The sequence below is a fragment of the Ostreiculturibacter nitratireducens genome, from assembly GCF_032670585.1.
GTDB lineage: Bacteria > Pseudomonadota > Alphaproteobacteria > Rhodobacterales > Rhodobacteraceae > Ostreiculturibacter > Ostreiculturibacter nitratireducens.
In genome coordinates, this window is the sequence record NZ_JAVQHL010000001.1 from 386,121 (window position 1) to 401,987 (window position 15,867).

A 15,867-nucleotide genomic window follows, 5' to 3' on the forward strand; every position below is an offset into this window, starting at 1 on the left:
CTTGGCAAGCGTTCCGGCAACGCAGAAATTTCCGAGGCGCGGCAACGCCTCACTTCGGACGGAGCATGAGGTTCGGCGCTCAACGCGCTGGCACAAAATGGTTTGTCGACGCTGATACGGGCGATCGCAGGAAGGAGACGAACGCATGGCGAAACCAAGGATCGGATTCATTGGCCTCGGTCTCATGGGGTCAGCCATGGTCGAGCGGCTTCAGGCCAAGGGCTATCCCGTAGCGGTGCTCGGACACCGCAACCGCGCCGGGATCGAGGCGGCGGTGAAGCGCGGCGCGAACGAGGCGGCCAGTGCGAAGCAGCTGGCCGAAGGCAGCGACATCGTGATGTTCTGCATGGGCACTTCGGAGCAGGTGGAAACCCGCGTCTACGGCGACGACGGGGTTCTGGCGGGCGTGCGGCCGGGGCAGATCGTGATCGACTTCGGAACGTCGTTGCCCGGATCCACGAAGAAGATCGGCGCCGACATGATGGAACGTGGTGCGGTCTACATGGACGCTCCGCTGGGCCGCACTCCGGCGCACGCGCGGGACGGTCTTCTGAACATCATGTGCGCGGGTGACGCCGCTGCCTATTCCGAGATCAGGCCGGTGCTCGACGATCTTGGGGAAAACGTCTTTCACCTTGGCCCCCTGGGCACGGGCCACACGATCAAGCTCATCAACAATTTCTTCGGCATGACCGTCGCCTGCGCCATGTCGGAGGCTTTCGCAATGGCAGACGCGGCCGGCGTTCCGCGCGACAAGCTCTACGATGCCATGTCCGCCGGTCCCCTGAGGTCCGGGATGATGGACTTCGTCCGCAACTACTCCGCCGAGGGCAAGATCGACCTCGCGTTCACCGTGGACAACGCCGTCAAGGACGTCGGTTACTACCGTTCGATGGCAGAGGAACTGGGCGTGCGCTCTCGCATGTCATCGGCCGCGAACGATACGCTGGTCGAGGCGAAGATGAACGGCTTCGGAGAAAAGATGGTACCTCAGCTGGTGGACTATCTGGCCGAACACCTGGCGGATTGAGGCCCCCATGTCCACGGTCAGCCCGCGGGAGGAGAAGACGGCGCTCGGCGTCGGGGCGATGGCGCTGGCCGTGCTGTTCTTCACCTGCATCGACACTTCCGCGAAATGGCTGATCCTCGCCGGGCTTCCGGCGCTGCAAGTGGTCTTCGCACGCTACGCCGGCCACTTCATCGTTTCACTGATCGTCTTCCTTCCCCGCGAGGGTCTCGCCGCGTTCCGGTCGAACAGCCCCAAGTGGCAGCTTCTGAGGGCCACGTTCCTTCTGGGAAGCACTGTTCTGAACTTCACCGCCCTCAGATACCTGCCGATTACCATCACGACGACGATCATGTTCGCGGGACCGATCGTCGTGACGCTCATGTCGATTCCGATCCTTGGCGAACAGGTCGGCATCCGCCGCATCGCCGCCGTCTGCACCGGCTTCCTCGGCGTCCTCGTCGTGATGCAACCCTGGGGGGCGGAGTTCCACCCAGCCATGTTCCTCTCCATCGCGGCCCTCACGAGCGCCGCGCTCTATTTCGTCATGACACGGATGCTCGCCGGGGTCGAAACCAACGCAACGAGCCAGCTCTGGAGCAGCGGGCTCGCCATGGTCTGCATCGCGCCTTTCGCGTTGCCCGGATGGGTCTGGCCGACCTCGGCGCTGGACCTTGGCGTTCTCGTCATAATCGGCGTTTTCGGGGCGATGGGCCACACGGTGGCGACCTACGCGCACAGGCTCGCGGATGCCTCGATCCTCGCCCCGGTCGTCTACGTGCAACTCTTGTTCGCGTCCGCCGCGGGCTACCTCGTCTTCAACGCCCTGCCCACGATCTGGACGGTGACCGGCGGGCTGATCATCATCGGTGCCGGCATCTACATCTGGCACCGGGAACGGCAGAAGGTCGGGCGGCGCGCGAAAGTCCCGACGCGAGAAAGCGCCTAGCCCCGACCGATATAAGGCATCGCGGTTGCCATGACCGTCATGAACTGCACGTTGGCGTCCAGCGGCAGGTTCGCCATGTGCAGGACGGAACTGGCGACATGCGTCGCGTCCATCACGGGCTCGATCTGCATCGAGCCGTCGGCCTGCGGAACGCCCTTTGTCATCTTGGCGGCCATCTCGGTCAGGGCGTTGCCGATGTCGATCTGACCGCAGGCGATGTTGAACCGCCGTCCGTCCAGCGACAGCGTCCGCGTCAGCCCGGTGACGGCATGTTTCGACATCGTGTATGGGACCGAGCCGTATCGCGGCACATGGGCCGAGACCGATCCGTTGTTGATGATGCGTCCGCCCTGCGGGTCCTGCCGACGCATCAGGCCGAAGGCCGCGCGGGCGCAAAGGAACATACCGGTGATGTTCACATCCGACAGCGCGCGCCAGTCCTCGACGGCGATCTCGTCGATCATAGCCGACGGCAAGCTGGCCCCGGCATTGTTGAAGAGCGCGTCGAGACGCCCCCACTCCTCCTTCAGACGCCCGAAGCCCGCCTCCACGGCTTCGGGATCGGTCACGTCGAAGGGCAGGACGAGCGCATTGGCGTGCCCCCCGGCGGTCTCCGCCAACGCTTCCTCCCGGCGGCCGACAAGGGCGACCTGCCAGCCGGCATCCAGAAATGTGCGCGCGGTGACACGGCCGATGCCGCTGCCCGCGCCGGTGATCATGATGCCGCTCATCGCCCGGACCCTCCCCGTCCTTTTCAGTGATTGTCGCGCGGCAGGTCGCGGGCGACGCGCTGATAGGCCGTCGCCAGCTCGAGGCACCCGCCATCGGCGAGTTGCCCGACGAGTCGGCGGTAGATTTCCTGCCAGGGCGTCTGGCTCCGTATTTCCGGCGCCTGCCAGGCATCCTTGCGCGCCTGCCATTCCGCCTCGTCCACGAGGGCGTTCAGCGTCCGCGCGTTCAGGTCCAGGCGGACCATGTCACCGGTCTTGAGATAGGCGAGGCCCCCACCCACAACCGATTCAGGCGAGGCGTTGAGGATCGAAGGGCTTTCCGACGTCCCGGACTGCCGCCCGTCACCAACCGTCGGAAGGTGATTGATGCCCTTCCTGATGACCGCGTCCGGCGGCTGCATGTTCACCACCTCGGCAGAGCCCGGATAGCCCACGCAGCCGACGCCACGGATGAAGAGGATCGTCCGCTCGTCGATGCCGAGCTCGGGGTCGTTGATCCTTTCGTGGTAGTCCTCAGGCCCCTCGAAGACCACGGCGCGGCCCTCGTGGATGCCCTCGCGCCCCGGCTCAGACAGGAAGCGGTTGCGGAAATCCTCGGAAATGACCGAGGTCTTCATAAGCGCGCTGTCGAAGAGGTTGCCCGACAGGACAAGAAAACCGGCCTTTTTCCTGAGCGGCGCGTCATAGGTCTTGATGACCTCGGTGTCACGGCTTTCCCAGCCTTCGAGGACCTCGGACCACGGCCTGCCCGACGCCGTCATGACGCTCTCGTGAAGCCGCCCGGCCTTGCGGAGTTCTCCCATTACGGCAGGCACGCCTCCGGCACGGAAAAAGCTTTCGCCAAGGTATTCCCCCGCCGGCTGCATGTTGACGAGCAGGGGCGCATCGAAGCCTACCTTCTCCCAGTCGGTCACGTCGAGCTTGACGCCGGCGTGGCGCGCGATCGCCTGAAGATGGGGCGGCGCGTTGGTGGACCCGCCGATCGCGGTGTTGACGACGATCGCGTTCTCGAACGCTTCCCGCGTCAGGATGTCGGAGGGTTTCAGATCCTCGAGCACCATCTCCACGATCCGGCGCCCGGTCTCGTAGGCCATGGCCATCCTCTCGCGGAACGGTGCCGGGATGGCAGAGGCGCCGGGCAGCGTCATGCCGAGCGCCTCGGCCATGGCGTTCATCGTGCTCGCAGTTCCCATCGTGTTGCAGTGGCCCAGGCTCGGCGCGCTTGCGCAGGCGCGGCTGATGAACTCGTCGTAATCGATCTTGCCCTCGGCAAGCAGCCGACGGCTTTCCCAGATGATCGTGCCGGAGCCGGCGCGCTTGCCTTTCCACCAGCCATCGAGCATCGGCCCGCCGTTGAGCGCGATCGCCGGGATGTCGACCGTCGCCGCGCCCATCAGCAGCGCGGGCGTTGTCTTGTCGCAGCCAGTCGTGAGGACGACACCGTCGATCGGATAGCCATGCAGGACCTCGACGAGGCTCAGATACGCAAGGTTCCGGTCCAGAGCGGCCGTCGGGCGTTTGCCGGTCTCCTGGATCGGATGCACCGGGAATTCCATCGGAATTCCTCCCGCGTCCCGGATGCCCGCCTTGACGCGGTCTGCGAGAAACACGTGGATCTTGTTGCAGGGGGCGAGGTCGCTGCCGGTCTGCGCGATGCCGATGATGGGCCGTTCTCCCTGCAACTCGCCGCGCGTGTATTCCTGGTTCTGGTAGCGTTCCAGATAGAGCGCCGTCATTCCGGGGTTGTTCGGATTGTCGAACCATTCCTGAGACCGGAATTTCTTTCCTGCGCGCGTATTGCCCATCTTCAGGCCCTCCCCGAATTCCCAGACCGACCAGCCTCACGACGGTCGTCTCACAGCTTGTGAGAGGTTCCCCGTTTGGTATACCAAATGCAAGGATATTGTTGGGCGCACGCGCCTGCGACACGGACGGGGAACGGCATGCGACTGGCAGTCACCGCGGCATTACTGGGCGCCCTGCCCTCCCTCGCCACCGCCGATGGCATGGCAAGTTCCGAGACGGTCGAAGCCTGCGTCACGGCGCAGGTAGAGGCCGGCGCACCGGTGGCGGATTGCGTGAACGAAGCGCAGGCCGCCTGCCTCGAATACCCCGCCGACGCGGCGCTTGCGGCGACGGCATGCTTCCTCGACGCGAAGGAAGCCTGGGGCAGCTACATCGCCGCGCGGATGGAAACCGTCCGCCAGAGCGCACCGGCAGAGATATCGGCCGTCGCCGAGATCGAGGTCAGATACGACCTCCTCCAGAACCTCATGCAGTGCGACAGGATGCAGGAACTCGTCCTGCTGCGGCAGGAGCCATCCGACGCGACGCAGCTTCAGAAGGCCCGGTGCGAGGCTACGGCGACGGGGCTGGCCTTCGTCAAGATGCTGCTTCAGTCGCGGGAATTCCAATGACTCCCCGGAGGGCCTTCTGGCGCGGCTTCGCGGATGGCGCGCCTTTCATCCTCATCGTGGTCCCCTATTCGCTTCTGTTCGGCGTCGTTGCACGGGATGCGGGCCTCGACCTCGTCCAGGTCATGTCCATGTCCGTCCTCGTCATCGCCGGGGCGTCGCAATTCACCGCGGTCGCGCTTCTGCAGGAACACGCGCCCGTCTTCATAGCGCTCCTCGCGGCGCTGGCGGTCAACCTGCGGATGGCGATGTATTCGGCGGCGCTGGTGCCGCATGTGGGGCACGCCTCGCTGGGCGTCAGGGCGCTCATATCCTACCTCATGGTCGACCAGGCTTTCGCGGTCGCGGTGAAGACCTACGAGGAACGCCCGCAGATGCCGCGAGAGGCCAAGGTCGCCTATTACTTCGGCTGCATGGCGCTGATCTGCCCGCTCTGGTACGGATGCACGCTTCTCGGCGCCGTGCTGGGGCAAGCGATACCGGCCTCGCTGTCACTCGACTTCGCCGTTCCGGTCTGCTTCATCGCGCTGACCGCGCCACTTCTGCGCAGCCTGCCCCACGTCGTCGCGGCGCTGGTCTCCATCCTGTCGGCGATCGCGTTTTCGTGGATGCCCTGGAGCCTTTGGCTGATAGTGGCCGCGTTCCTCGCGATGGTCGCGGGGGCACAGACCGACCTCTTCCTCCAGCGTCGGAAGGCGCGTCGGGCATGATCGAACCGTCTGCCTTCTGGACCGTGACGATCCTGCTCGGCGCCGGAACCTTCCTGATCCGTTTTTCCTTCCTGGGTTTCTTCGGGCGGAGGCAGTTGCCGGCATGGCTGCTCCTGCACCTGAAATACGTCGCGGTCGCCGTGTTCCCGGCTCTCGTGACGCCCCTGGTGCTCTGGCCGCAGGCGACGGAGGGAGCACTTGATCCCGCGCGGCTCGTGGCGGCGGCGGCGGCCATCGTCGCCGGCATGCGCCACGGCATAATCGCAGCAATCGTCGCGGGGATGGGCACGCTCTACCTGGCGCAATTCCTCCTGAGCGCGATCTGACTCCCGGTCAGGCGAAGGCGCTTTTCACGCCACTCGATTTCTGCGTCTTGAAAATCGAACTCGCATCAGGCGCCGGAGGCAGCGGGATCGAAACCGGAACGGCCTCCATGCGCGGGGTCAGGCAAAGCTCTCCGGTGATCAACCGTTCCTGCAGGTCCTGCCAGAGAAGGCGCTGGCCGAGAGAATGGATGTAGGAGCCCGCCCCGAGAAGCGGCCAGGCGTCCGCCGCGTGGCATTCGTAGAACAGGATCAGCCGGTTCCGGTCGCTCATGTTCGGCGCCGATCCGTGGAGCGTGCGTGCATGATGCACCGTCATCGACCCAGCCCTGCCCGTCAGCGTGACAGCCTTTTCCTTCTCGAACAGCGGATCGTCCGGATCGATCGCGCCGGCGAAGACCCCGTTCGCCATGTGGCTCAGAAGCGGCCCCTTGTGGGTGCCCGGGATCACCATCAAGGGGCCGTTGTCCTCCGTCACGTCCTCGAGCATCAGGCCGAAGGCCAGCATCGAATCGTTGGTGTGAGGGTAGAAGGCCCAGTCCTGATGCCACTCCACCGCCGCGCCGCCTCCGGGCGCCTTCGTGTTGAGCTTCGACGTCTGGATCATCGTGTCCGGCCCCAGAAGCTCGGTCAGAACCTCGGTGATCGCCGAGTTCTTCAGGAGATCCCAGAAATACGGGTGCTGCTTGTGCGGAAGCTTGATGCGCGTCAGCCGGGGGGCGTCGGCGCTGTGGCCTTCGTCGAGGTCGTAGACCCCGTTGCTTTCGGTCACATTGCGCGACTTCTCGATGAAATCGTAGGTGATGCGGCGCAGTTCGGCCAACTGCCCGGCCGTCACCACGTCCTCGACCATCAGGTAGCCGTTTTCGTCGTAGAAGTTCTTCTGCTCTTCAGTCAGCATCGCAGCTCCTCCCAAAGCCGACCCGTGCGGGGAAACGCTACTTCGCGCCCTTCTTGACCGCCTCCGCCATGTCGATCCCGTTCAGCGCCGCGACGTGATCGCCAAGCATCGGCAAGTAGTCCTCGCCTTTTCCGATGGCTTCCACGTGGGTGTAATAGTGCTTGATGGATGCGCCCATGATGTTCACGACGCCCGCCGCACTCGCCATGTTCGCGACGTAACGGACGTCCTTCGAAGCGTTGGTGATGGAGAACTTGTGCACGTCCCGGTCACGGTCGACCGTGTATTTCATGAACGTCTCGAAGAAGCCGTTGTTGAGACGGCTCGACCCTATCACGTTGCGCACCACCTGCGGCGACACGCCGACCTTCGCGCCAAGCGTGACGGCCTCCGAGTAAAGCGCACCATATCCCATGGCGATGAAGTTCATCAGGAGCTTCATCTTGTGGGCACTCCCGACCGGGCCGACATGGTTGATGTTCGAGGCCCAGCATTCGATGACCGGCCTGATCCGGTCGAAGATTTCCGGCGTCGCGCCCACCATCGCGTCGAGCGTGCCCGCCTCCGCCTCCTTGGGTGTCCGGCCAAGGGGCGCGTCGACCAGCGTCATGCCGGCCGCCGCCATCTCCGCGGCCAGGGCCTCCGTCGATGTCGGGTCGGCGGTGGTGGAGTCGATGACGATCAGCCCCTTCTTGCCCGACGCGAGGATCCCTTCCTCGCCGCGTATCACCGCCTCGACCTGAGGGCTGTTCGAAAGGCAGACGTGGATGATGTCGCAAGCCTCGGCCATTGCCTTCGGGCTGGCGGATTCCTTCGCCCCCTTCGAGACGAGGTCATCTACCGGCACGCGATTGCGGTGACCTTTGATGTAGAGCGTGTAGCCGCCCTTGAGGATGTTCGAGGCCATGCCGTGGCCCATGTATCCCACGCCAATGAAGCCGATTACCGGTTGCCCTGCGCTATTCGTCATGGTTCCCCCCTGTTCCTTTGGCCGGAGCGCGTGAAAGCCGCCCGCGCGCCGTGATTGGAAGTCTTTCCTGCCGCCCGGCTCAACCGCGAGCGGCCGGATACGGCCGCACGATCCTTCCGTGCGCGAGCCCGTTGCCCCCTATCCGGAGGCCGACGGTTGACACGCAGTGGCAGGAGAGCCTTGATGCTTGCGAAAATGGTATGCCATTTTCAGACCAATGCAAGCTGGCTGTCGGCCGCGGGCAGAGACTGCGCCACCGCCGGGGAGGATGACTGCATGAAGGCGACTTGCGGCCGCGGGGAACGGCCATTCGAAAACCGGGCGGGCGTCCCTTGCTGACCTTCGCGGCGGCAGTCATTCTTCTGATCATTACGCCCGGGCCGGGTGTCCTCTCCACCGCGGGAGTCGGTGCGGCCTACGGGTTCCGGTTCGGCCTGCGTTACGTTGCGGGGCTTTTCATCGGCACGAACATGGTCTCGCTGGCGGTGATCTCCGGGCTCGCGGCGGTGGTCCTCGGGATGCCGGCGGTGCGCACCGTGCTGATGGTCGCCTCCATTGCCTACCTTCTCTACCTCGCGGCGCGGATCGCCTTCGCGGGATCGCGGATCGCCTTCATCGAGGCCAAGGCGGCACCGGGCATCGGCGCGGGCGTTCTTCTTCAGGCGATAAACCCGAAGGCCTACGCTGTGAACACTGCGCTTTTTTCCGGCTTCGCCTTCTATCCGGCGAGCCTCGCGGTCGAGACGCTGACCAAGCTCGTGATCCTGAACGCGATCTGGATCCCCATTCACCTCGGGTGGCTCTGGGCGGGGGTCACCCTCCACCGCCTGAACCTTCCGGCAAGGACACATCGCAGGATCAACTACGCCATGGCGATCGCCATGCTCGGCGTCGTGGCCCTGGCCATCATTTCTGCAGCGAGGACAACATGACCGAGAAACCCTATTCCGGCATCTGGCCGGTTGCTCCAACTCCGTTCCAGGAAGACGGGAGCCTCGACACCGAGGGCATGAAGCGCGTGCTCGACTGCATGATCGACCAGGGCGTCGACGGGATCTGCATCCTCGCCAACTTCTCGGAACAGTTCCTCATATCCGACGCCGAACGCGACACGCTGACGAAGCTTTGCCTCAACCACGTCGCGGGACGCGTGCCGGTGATCGTGACGATCAGCCATTTCGCAACGCCGATCGTCGTCGAACGCGCAAGACAGGCCCACGATCTGGGCGCCGACATCGTGATGATGATGCCGCCCTATCATGGCGCGCTTCTCAAGGGCACGGCCGACCAGACATTCGAGCAGTTCGCCCGCGTCGGCGAGGTCGGCATCCCGATCATGCTCCAGGACGCGCCCCTTTCCGGCGTGGACCTGCCGGTGGCGCTTCTGGTGAAGATGGCGCGCGAGATCGAGATGCTGAAGCTCTTCAAGATCGAGTGCCCGCAGGCCGCCGCGAAGCTGCGGTCGCTGATCGCGGAGGGCGGGGACGCGGTCGAGGGCCCCTTCGACGGCGAAGAGGCGATCACCCTTCTCGCCGATCTGGATGCCGGCGCCACGGGGACCATGACCTCGGCCATGATCCCGGACCTCATCGGCCCGATCGTGCGAGATTTCCTGGCCGGAAAGCGCCATGCCGCGATCGAGGGCTACGGGCGCGTCCTCCCGGCGGTCAACCACGAAAACCGCCAATGCGGGTTCCGCGCGGCCAAGGCGGCGATGGTCGAGGGCGGCGTCATCAAGTCCGATTTCTGCCGCCACCCGATCCCGCCGCTGCATCCCGAAACGAGGGCGATGCTTCTCGAACTCCTGCGGCCGCTGGATCCGATTGTCCTGAACTGGGGCAAGTGATGCGCGCGCCCACCGAAACGGGAGAGGTTGAATGAAAGTCCTGATCATCGGAGGCGGCGGCCTCATCGGCCAGAAGCTCGCCAAGGCGCTCGCCGCGCGCGGCCGCTTGCGTGGCGACGTCATCTCCAGCCTCGTTCTTGCGGACCTTGTGGACCCGGCCCCCGTCGACGCCCCCTTCCCCGTCGAGAAGCGTCGCTGCGACATTGCCGACCGGGCTTCGGTCGATGCGCTGATCGACGCGGATACGGACGTGATCTACCTCCTCGCGGCCGTCGTGTCGGCCCATGCCGAGGAGGATCTCGATGCGGGCCTCAACACCAACATGCTTGGCGTTCTGAATGTCCTGGAACGTTGCAGGTCGCTTGGCACGAAGCCGGTTCTGGTATTCACTTCCTCCATCGCTGTCTACGGCGGCGAGGTTCCCGACCCCATCACGGATCACAGCTTCCTGAACCCGCAGACCTCCTACGGTGCGCAGAAGGCCATCGGGGAGCTGCTGCTCAACGACTATTCGCGCCGCGGACTGGTCGACGGGCGCGGCTTCCGCCTGCCCACGATCTCGGTCCGGCCGGGTAAGCCCAACAGGGCGGCTTCGTCCTTCATGTCCTCGATCCTGCGCGAGCCGCTGAACGGGCAGGAAGCGGTCTGCCCGGTGGGCCGCGATTTCCCGCATTACTACCTCTCGCCGCGGCGCTGCGTGGAAAACCTGATCCGCGGCGCGGAACTGGAAGCCGAGGCGCTCGGCCAGAACCGCTGCATGGTCATGCCGGGCCGGACATGGACGATCGGTCAGATGATCGACGCCATGACGGCCGTGGCAGGCCCTGCACCCGCCAAGCTCATCCGCTGGGAGGAACAGCCCGACATCCTGCGCATCGTCTCCGGCTGGCGCTATGCGTTCGAGCCGAAGAAGGCGCTTGCTCTGGGGCTCGAGGCCGATGAGAGCTTCGAGGACAACATCCGCTACTACTTCGAGGACGACCTCCCGCGAGGCTAGGCCCCTTCAGTTGACCGGCGTCAGCAGGTCGCGCCCTGCGAGGAAGGCCGCGATGTTGTTGCACTGGAGCTGCCCCATCGCCTTGCGCGTGGCCACGGTTCCCGAGCCCTGGTGTGGTTGAAGCACGACGTTGTCGAGCGCGAGGAAGCGGGGATCGATGTCCGGCTCGTTCAGGAACACGTCGAGCCCCGCGCCGGCGATCTCGCCCTTTTCGAGCGCGTCAAGCAGCGCGGCCTCGTCGATCGTCGTGCCGCGCGAGATGTTCACGACGACGCCGTTCGGCCCGAGTGCCCTTATCACCTCGGCCGAGACGTAGTTCTGCGTCTCCTTGCCCCCGACGAGCGCCACGACGAGGTAGTCGACCGCTTTCGCGAGCGAGACCGGATCGGCGTGGAAGGTCCAGCCGGGCGTCTCCTTCTCGCCGCGCGAGTGGTAGTGGATTTCCATCTTGAACGCGGCAAGGCGGTCCGCGATCTCGCGCCCGATCCGGCCCAGCCCAACGATGCCGGCCTTTGCGCCGCTCACCTTGCGGTTCAGCGCGAAGTCCCCCTTCCCGGCCCAGTTGCCCGACCGGACCCACTCCGATCCCTGAACGATGCGCCGCGACTGCGCGAGGATCATTGCCACGGCAAGGTCGGCCACGTCGTCGTTCAGGACATCGGGCGTGTTGGTGACCTTGATGCCGCGTTCCGTGGCGGCCGCGATGTCGATCGCGTCGAAGCCCACGCCGTAGTTCGCGATGATCCCGAGGTTCGGCAGGAAGTCCATGTGCGCACCGTTGACCGGTGTGTGCCCCTTGAAGGCCAGCGCCCGAGCCGCCGAACGGACGCCTTCCGGAAGACCTCCGATCTCGTCCGGCGTTTTCACGCTATGCAGCGTGTATTCGGCCTCCATCCGCTCGATATCCCAGTCGAAATAGCTTCCCACGGCGATCAGGTCAGGGCGCGTCATGTCATTCCTTCATTGATGCGTTCTTGCCTTCCGGTCGTAACCTCAGGCGCAACAGTCGATGTCGGCCGACTATCCCGCCTGATGAAGACCGAAGCAAGCTTCGCCTTGCCGCGACGGCCCGGTGCCTGTGCCATTCGCAGTGTCTTGGACCTCCTTTCATCGCGGCCTCTAATAATCGATTATCTGGCATCTATTTTCTATTCTGTCATCCAAGCGATGAAACCGTGTCATGTCAGACATTTGCTGGACAGAATAACGCGAATCCGGCAGTTTGCCCGCAGGTCCCCGCAGGGGGACGCTGTTACCGAGATCCAGGGAGGTACCTTCATGAAAACGACCCTTACGCGCCGTGCGATTCTCGCGGCGACGGCCACGCTGACGCTCGCGCTGTCCACCGGCGCCGCGCTGGCGCAGGACAAGATCAAGCTGCGCCTGTCGTCGGTGAACACCGAAACCGACCAGCGCGCCATCGCGCTCGTCGAGAAGTTCGGCCCGGCGATCGCCGAATTCGCCGAGTTCGAGCCGCACTGGAACGGCACCCTCTTCCAGCAGGGCACCGAGCTTGAGGCGATCGCCTCGGGCGACCTCGAAATGTCGATCACCTCGGCACAGGAACTCGCCACGTTCTTCCCCGAATGGTCGATCTTCACCGCCGGCTACGTGCTTCAGGACGCCGACCACCAGGTCCGCGTGTTCAACGACCCGCTCATGGATCCCTTCAAGCAGAAGGTCGAGGAAGAACTCGGCGTCAAATTGCTCGCCCCGATGTATCTGGGCCGCCGTCAGGTGAACCTCCGAATGCCGAAGTCGGAGCGCACCGTGATGACCCCGGCCGACCTCGCGGGCGTGAACCTGCGGATGCCGGGCACGGATGCATGGCAGTTCCTCGGCAAGGCGCTCGGCGCGAACCCGACGCCGATGGCCTTCACCGAGGTCTACACTGCGCTGCAGACCGGCGCCGTGGACGGCCAGGACAACCCGATCCCGACCGTGGTCGACTCCAAGTTCTACGAAGTCACCAGCCAGATCGTCCTGACCTCGCACCTCGTCGACTGGAACTTCATCGCGCTTTCCAAGGCCGCCTTCGACAGCATGACGCCTGAGCAGCAGGAAACCCTTCAGGCCGCCGCCTGGGAGGCCGCCGACTACGGCCGCGCCAACCAGCTCGCCAAGGAAGAGGAACTGGTCAGCTTCCTCAAGGAGCAGGGTCTGGAAATCTATGAACCCGACGTCGCCGCGTTCCGCGAGCACGTTCAGGCCGAATACCTCGCCTCCGACTTCGCCAAGGACTGGCCGGAAGGCGTGCTCGAACAGGTCAACGCGCTCGGCAACTGAGCCGGGCCCCGCGCGAGGGGAGCTGCATGGGACGTATCCAACGGATCTTCTCCCGCGTTACCGAAAGCGTGGCGGCCATGATGATGGCCGCCATGTTCGCTACCTTCATCCTCCAGATCACCGTCCGCTACATTGTCGGCTCCGAATGGTTCGACGCGCGTCTCGGCCATGTCATCGACGCGAGCGCCTTCGGCTGGACGCTCGAATTCTGCCTCGTCATGTGGCTGTGGATCGTGTTCTGGGGCAATGCCTTCATCGTCCGCGATCGTGACCACGTCACCTTCGACGTCCTCTATCTCTGGCTCCGGCCCGGCGTGCGCAAGTGGCTCGCCGTGATCGGCGCCCTGGCCATCGCGGTCGCGCTGCTGATGTCCATCGTCCCGACCTGGGAAAAGATGCGCATCCTGCGGATCAAGTCTTCCGCGACGCTCCCGGTGAAGATGCTGCCCATCTACTCGGTCTACTTCCTGTTCCTCGCCGTCGTGGCGCTGCGGTACCTCTGGCGCGTCGTGGACGTGCTTCGAAACGGCATTGCAGAGGAAGGCCATCACCACGTCGGGATCACCGACGAATGAGCGTGGAACTTCTTCTCTGCGTCGGCTCCCTTTTCTTCCTCGCGGGCATCGGGGTTCCGGTCGCCTACGCCATCCTCGTCGCCTCGATGATCTACGTGGGTGCGGCCGGTCAAAGCATCGGGATCGTCGGCAAGAACCTTCTCGACGGCATCTACCAGAGCTTTCTCCTTCTCGCGGTCCCTCTGTTCATCGTGGCCGCGAACATCATGAATGCCGGCACGATCTCGGACCGGCTCCTGAATTTCTGCGTCGCCACCGTGGGCCGGTTCAAGGGCGGCCTCGGCCATGTCAACATCATGGCATCGCTGATCTTTTCGGGCATGTCGGGTTCCGCAGTGGCGGACGCCGCCGGTATCGGCAAGATCATCATCGACATGATGCGGAAGGACAACCGGTTCACCCCGGGCTATGCCGCCGCCATCACTGCCGCCTCGGCCACGATCGGACCGATCATCCCGCCCTCCATTCCCATGGTGCTCTACGCGCTCGTGTCGAACGCCTCGATCGGCGCTTTGTTCCTTGGCGGCATCCTGCCCGGCCTTCTGATCGGGGCCGTGCTGATGGGCATGAACACCTACATCTCGCACAAGCGCGGCTTCGGGATCGAGGCGCCCGTGCCGCTGCGACAGTTGCCGCGAAAGACGGCCGATGCCTTCCCCGCACTGCTGATGCCCGCGATACTGCTCTACGGGATTTACGGCGGCGTCACCACGCCGACCGAGGCCGCCGCCGTCGCGGCATTCTACGCGCTCCTGCTTTCCTCCCTCTTCTACAGGGCGCTGTCGCTTCGCGGCCTATTCTCGATCTTCATCGAATCCGCGCGGTCCTCGGCCGCGGTCGGGCTCGTGATCGGAGGGGCGCTGATCCTCAACTACATCGTCGCGTCCGAAAACATCCCGAACCTGCTGGCGGGCTACCTTGGAGAGCTCAACGTCTCCCCGATCGTCTTCATGCTTGGCGTGAACGTCCTGCTGTTGGTGCTCGGCTGTTTCCTCGATGCCACGACGATCATCCTCGTCATCATCCCGCTGTTCCTTCCGACCTGCCGGAACCTCGGGATCGATCTCGTGCATTTCGGCGTCGTCGCCGTGGTGAACTGCATGATCGGGCTCATCACCCCGCCCTACGGGATTCTTCTCTTCGTCATCAACGCGGTGACGGGAATACCTCTGCGCGACATCATCCGGGAGATATGGGGCTTCCTCGCGATCCTCGTCTGTGCGCTGCTCCTGATGATCTTCATTCCCGAAATCGTCCTGTTCCTTCCAAGATTCGCGGGGTACGGGGGATGAGCGGTTCCCACGAAAAGACCTTCCGGCTCGGTCTCATCGGCGGCAACATCACGGCCACCCGGTCGCCCGTCCTGCATCTCGTCTGCGGCCTGTCGGTCGGGCGGAACGTCACCTATGACCTCATCATCCCGGCGGAGCGGGGACTGACCTTCGCGGAGCTTCTGAAGCAATGCGAGAGCGCCGGTTTCGACGGCGTGAACGTCACCTACCCTCACAAGGAAGAGGTCGTCACGCTCGTCCCGGCCGGCAATCCGGTCGTCGCGGCCATGGGGTCGTCGAACACGGTGAAATTCACGGAAGACGGCCCGCTTGCGTTCAACACCGACCATTCCGGCTTTGTCTCGGCTTACCGGAACCGGTTCGGCGACGTTACCCCGGGGCGCGTGCTTGTCCTCGGCACGGGTGGCGTGGGGCGGGCGGTGGCATTCGGCCTGGCCGATCTCGGAGCGTCGGAAGTCGTGCTCTACGACATGGACGCGGCCAAGATCGAGTCACTCGCCGCGGCGGTGCAGGGCCATGCGCCGGTCGCCGTCACATCCGGCTCGGCAGACATGCTGGCCGACATCCACGGGTTCGACGGTGTCGTGAACTGCACGCCGCTCGGCATGGTTGGCCGGCCGGGTTCGCCGCTGCCGGAAGGCTGCAAGGGCAGCCCCCGCTGGGGGTTCGATGCAGTCTACACGCCGACGCACACCCGGTTCCGGGCAGAGATCGAGGCGATGGGCGCGTCCTTCCTCGGGGGATACGAGCTGTATTTCCACCAGGGCATCGATGCCTTCGAAATCTTCACCGGGCTCAGCGTCACCGACAAGGACTGGGTGCGGGAGATCATCACGCACCGTCCGTGACGCGACTCCGCGAGGGCTG

17 protein-coding genes are annotated in these 15,867 nt (G+C 64.6%); 12 read left to right on the forward strand and 5 right to left on the reverse strand.

All coding sequences use genetic code 11. From position 1 onward, the window contains the following. Positions 1 to 145: 145 nt before the first annotated feature. Both ABCN56_RS01795 and ABCN56_RS01800 read left to right on the forward strand, forming a co-directional pair. Entirely contained in the window at positions 146 to 1,030 is an 885-nt protein-coding gene (locus tag ABCN56_RS01795; RefSeq protein ID WP_343079053.1) for an NAD(P)-dependent oxidoreductase, read from the forward strand. A 7-nt stretch (positions 1,031 to 1,037) separates the two neighbouring features. Further along, positions 1,038 to 1,955 (forward strand): DMT family transporter, encoded by a 918-nt coding sequence (locus tag ABCN56_RS01800; protein WP_343079054.1) that lies wholly within the window; start codon positions 1,038 to 1,040, stop codon positions 1,953 to 1,955. Here the strand turns inward: ABCN56_RS01800 and ABCN56_RS01805 are convergent. Further along, a complete protein-coding gene (locus ABCN56_RS01805) occupies positions 1,952 to 2,686 on the reverse strand; it encodes an SDR family oxidoreductase (RefSeq protein WP_343079055.1) in 735 nt (244 codons plus the stop codon). The genes ABCN56_RS01800 and ABCN56_RS01805 overlap by 4 nt on opposite strands. Positions 2,687 to 2,709: 23 nt before the next feature. Further along, on the reverse strand, positions 2,710 to 4,491 hold the full coding sequence (locus ABCN56_RS01810; RefSeq protein ID WP_343079056.1) for an IlvD/Edd family dehydratase: 1,782 nt from the start codon (positions 4,489 to 4,491) through the stop codon (positions 2,710 to 2,712). Positions 4,492 to 4,629: 138 nt separating this feature from the next. On the opposite strand from ABCN56_RS01810, the gene ABCN56_RS01815 reads away from it, so the two are divergent. From ABCN56_RS01815 to ABCN56_RS01825, 3 genes are read left to right on the forward strand one after another with little or no spacing between them, the layout of a single operon-like run. Further along, positions 4,630 to 5,103 (forward strand): hypothetical protein, encoded by a 474-nt coding sequence (locus ABCN56_RS01815; protein WP_343079057.1) that lies wholly within the window; start codon positions 4,630 to 4,632, stop codon positions 5,101 to 5,103. After that, entirely contained in the window at positions 5,100 to 5,810 is a 711-nt protein-coding gene (locus tag ABCN56_RS01820; protein WP_343079058.1) for an AzlC family ABC transporter permease, read from the forward strand. The genes ABCN56_RS01815 and ABCN56_RS01820 overlap by 4 nt, the downstream gene beginning before the upstream one ends. Continuing rightward, entirely contained in the window at positions 5,807 to 6,136 is a 330-nt protein-coding gene (locus ABCN56_RS01825; protein WP_343079059.1) for an AzlD domain-containing protein, read from the forward strand. Before ABCN56_RS01820 ends, ABCN56_RS01825 begins: the two co-directional genes overlap by 4 nt. A 7-nt stretch (positions 6,137 to 6,143) precedes the next feature. On the opposite strand, the gene ABCN56_RS01830 is transcribed toward ABCN56_RS01825, so the two are convergent. Together ABCN56_RS01830 and ABCN56_RS01835 are read right to left on the reverse strand one after the other, a co-directional pair. After that, the gene (locus ABCN56_RS01830; protein ID WP_343079060.1) at positions 6,144 to 7,034 is read right to left on the reverse strand and encodes a phytanoyl-CoA dioxygenase family protein; all 891 of its coding nucleotides are present in this window, start codon (positions 7,032 to 7,034) and stop codon (positions 6,144 to 6,146) included. A gap of 37 nt (positions 7,035 to 7,071) precedes the next feature. Beyond that, positions 7,072 to 8,004: an NAD(P)-dependent oxidoreductase gene (locus ABCN56_RS01835; protein ID WP_343079061.1), complete on the reverse strand. Its 933-nt coding sequence runs from the start codon at positions 8,002 to 8,004 to the stop codon at positions 7,072 to 7,074. Between the two features lie 332 nt (positions 8,005 to 8,336). Between ABCN56_RS01835 and ABCN56_RS01840 the strand changes: the two genes are divergently transcribed. From ABCN56_RS01840 to denD, 3 genes are read left to right on the forward strand one after another with little or no spacing between them, the layout of a single operon-like run. Further along, entirely contained in the window at positions 8,337 to 8,936 is a 600-nt protein-coding gene (locus tag ABCN56_RS01840; RefSeq protein ID WP_343079062.1) for a LysE family translocator, read from the forward strand. After that, entirely contained in the window at positions 8,933 to 9,850 is a 918-nt protein-coding gene (locus ABCN56_RS01845) for a dihydrodipicolinate synthase family protein (protein WP_343079063.1), read from the forward strand. The genes ABCN56_RS01840 and ABCN56_RS01845 overlap by 4 nt, the downstream gene beginning before the upstream one ends. Before the next feature lie 31 nt (positions 9,851 to 9,881). After that, positions 9,882 to 10,847, forward strand: coding sequence for a D-erythronate dehydrogenase (gene denD, locus ABCN56_RS01850; protein ID WP_343079064.1), 966 nt, complete (start codon positions 9,882 to 9,884; stop codon positions 10,845 to 10,847). Positions 10,848 to 10,853: 6 nt separating this feature from the next. Here the strand turns inward: denD and ABCN56_RS01855 are convergent, their stop codons facing one another. Next, positions 10,854 to 11,798, reverse strand: coding sequence for a 2-hydroxyacid dehydrogenase (locus tag ABCN56_RS01855; protein WP_343079065.1), 945 nt, complete (start codon positions 11,796 to 11,798; stop codon positions 10,854 to 10,856). Between the two features lie 327 nt (positions 11,799 to 12,125). Here ABCN56_RS01855 and ABCN56_RS01860 point away from each other — a divergent pair, with 327 nt between their 5' ends. From ABCN56_RS01860 to ABCN56_RS01875, 4 genes are read left to right on the forward strand one after another with little or no spacing between them, the layout of a single operon-like run. Further along, positions 12,126 to 13,133, forward strand: a complete 1,008-nt coding sequence (locus ABCN56_RS01860) for a sialic acid TRAP transporter substrate-binding protein SiaP (RefSeq protein ID WP_343079066.1) — start codon at positions 12,126 to 12,128, stop codon at positions 13,131 to 13,133. 26 nt (positions 13,134 to 13,159) lie between these two features. Beyond that, complete coding sequence (locus tag ABCN56_RS01865) at positions 13,160 to 13,708, forward strand: TRAP transporter small permease (RefSeq protein ID WP_343079067.1); 549 nt, start codon at positions 13,160 to 13,162, stop codon at positions 13,706 to 13,708. Then, positions 13,705 to 15,000: a TRAP transporter large permease gene (locus ABCN56_RS01870; RefSeq protein ID WP_343079068.1), complete on the forward strand. Its 1,296-nt coding sequence runs from the start codon at positions 13,705 to 13,707 to the stop codon at positions 14,998 to 15,000. The genes ABCN56_RS01865 and ABCN56_RS01870 overlap by 4 nt, the downstream gene beginning before the upstream one ends. Beyond that, positions 14,997 to 15,848 carry a shikimate dehydrogenase family protein gene (locus tag ABCN56_RS01875; protein ID WP_343079069.1) on the forward strand — a complete coding sequence of 284 codons (852 nt, stop codon included), beginning with the start codon at positions 14,997 to 14,999 and terminating at the stop codon, positions 15,846 to 15,848. The genes ABCN56_RS01870 and ABCN56_RS01875 overlap by 4 nt, the downstream gene beginning before the upstream one ends. Positions 15,849 to 15,867: the final 19 nt, after the last annotated feature.

Excerpts from the sequence above, each read along its gene's own strand:
- ABCN56_RS01795 (WP_343079053.1), top strand. The coding sequence starts at position 146 with ATGGCGAAACCAAGGATCGGATTCATTGGCCTCGGTCTCATGGGGTCA.
- ABCN56_RS01805 (WP_343079055.1), bottom strand. The coding sequence starts at position 2,686 with ATGAGCGGCATCATGATCACCGGCGCGGGCAGCGGCATCGGCCGTGTC.
- ABCN56_RS01825 (WP_343079059.1), top strand. The coding sequence starts at position 5,807 with ATGATCGAACCGTCTGCCTTCTGGACCGTGACGATCCTGCTCGGCGCC.
- ABCN56_RS01830 (WP_343079060.1), bottom strand. The coding sequence starts at position 7,034 with ATGCTGACTGAAGAGCAGAAGAACTTCTACGACGAAAACGGCTACCTG.
- denD (WP_343079064.1), top strand. The coding sequence starts at position 9,882 with ATGAAAGTCCTGATCATCGGAGGCGGCGGCCTCATCGGCCAGAAGCTC.
- ABCN56_RS01835 (WP_343079061.1), bottom strand. The coding sequence starts at position 8,004 with ATGACGAATAGCGCAGGGCAACCGGTAATCGGCTTCATTGGCGTGGGA.
- ABCN56_RS01845 (WP_343079063.1), top strand. The coding sequence starts at position 8,933 with ATGACCGAGAAACCCTATTCCGGCATCTGGCCGGTTGCTCCAACTCCG.
- ABCN56_RS01815 (WP_343079057.1), top strand. The coding sequence starts at position 4,630 with ATGCGACTGGCAGTCACCGCGGCATTACTGGGCGCCCTGCCCTCCCTC.
- ABCN56_RS01870 (WP_343079068.1), top strand. The coding sequence starts at position 13,705 with ATGAGCGTGGAACTTCTTCTCTGCGTCGGCTCCCTTTTCTTCCTCGCG.
- ABCN56_RS01875 (WP_343079069.1), top strand. The coding sequence starts at position 14,997 with ATGAGCGGTTCCCACGAAAAGACCTTCCGGCTCGGTCTCATCGGCGGC.
- ABCN56_RS01810 (WP_343079056.1), bottom strand. The coding sequence starts at position 4,491 with ATGGGCAATACGCGCGCAGGAAAGAAATTCCGGTCTCAGGAATGGTTC.
- ABCN56_RS01860 (WP_343079066.1), top strand. The coding sequence starts at position 12,126 with ATGAAAACGACCCTTACGCGCCGTGCGATTCTCGCGGCGACGGCCACG.
- ABCN56_RS01865 (WP_343079067.1), top strand. The coding sequence starts at position 13,160 with ATGGGACGTATCCAACGGATCTTCTCCCGCGTTACCGAAAGCGTGGCG.
- ABCN56_RS01855 (WP_343079065.1), bottom strand. The coding sequence starts at position 11,798 with ATGACGCGCCCTGACCTGATCGCCGTGGGAAGCTATTTCGACTGGGAT.
- ABCN56_RS01820 (WP_343079058.1), top strand. The coding sequence starts at position 5,100 with ATGACTCCCCGGAGGGCCTTCTGGCGCGGCTTCGCGGATGGCGCGCCT.
- ABCN56_RS01800 (WP_343079054.1), top strand. The coding sequence starts at position 1,038 with ATGTCCACGGTCAGCCCGCGGGAGGAGAAGACGGCGCTCGGCGTCGGG.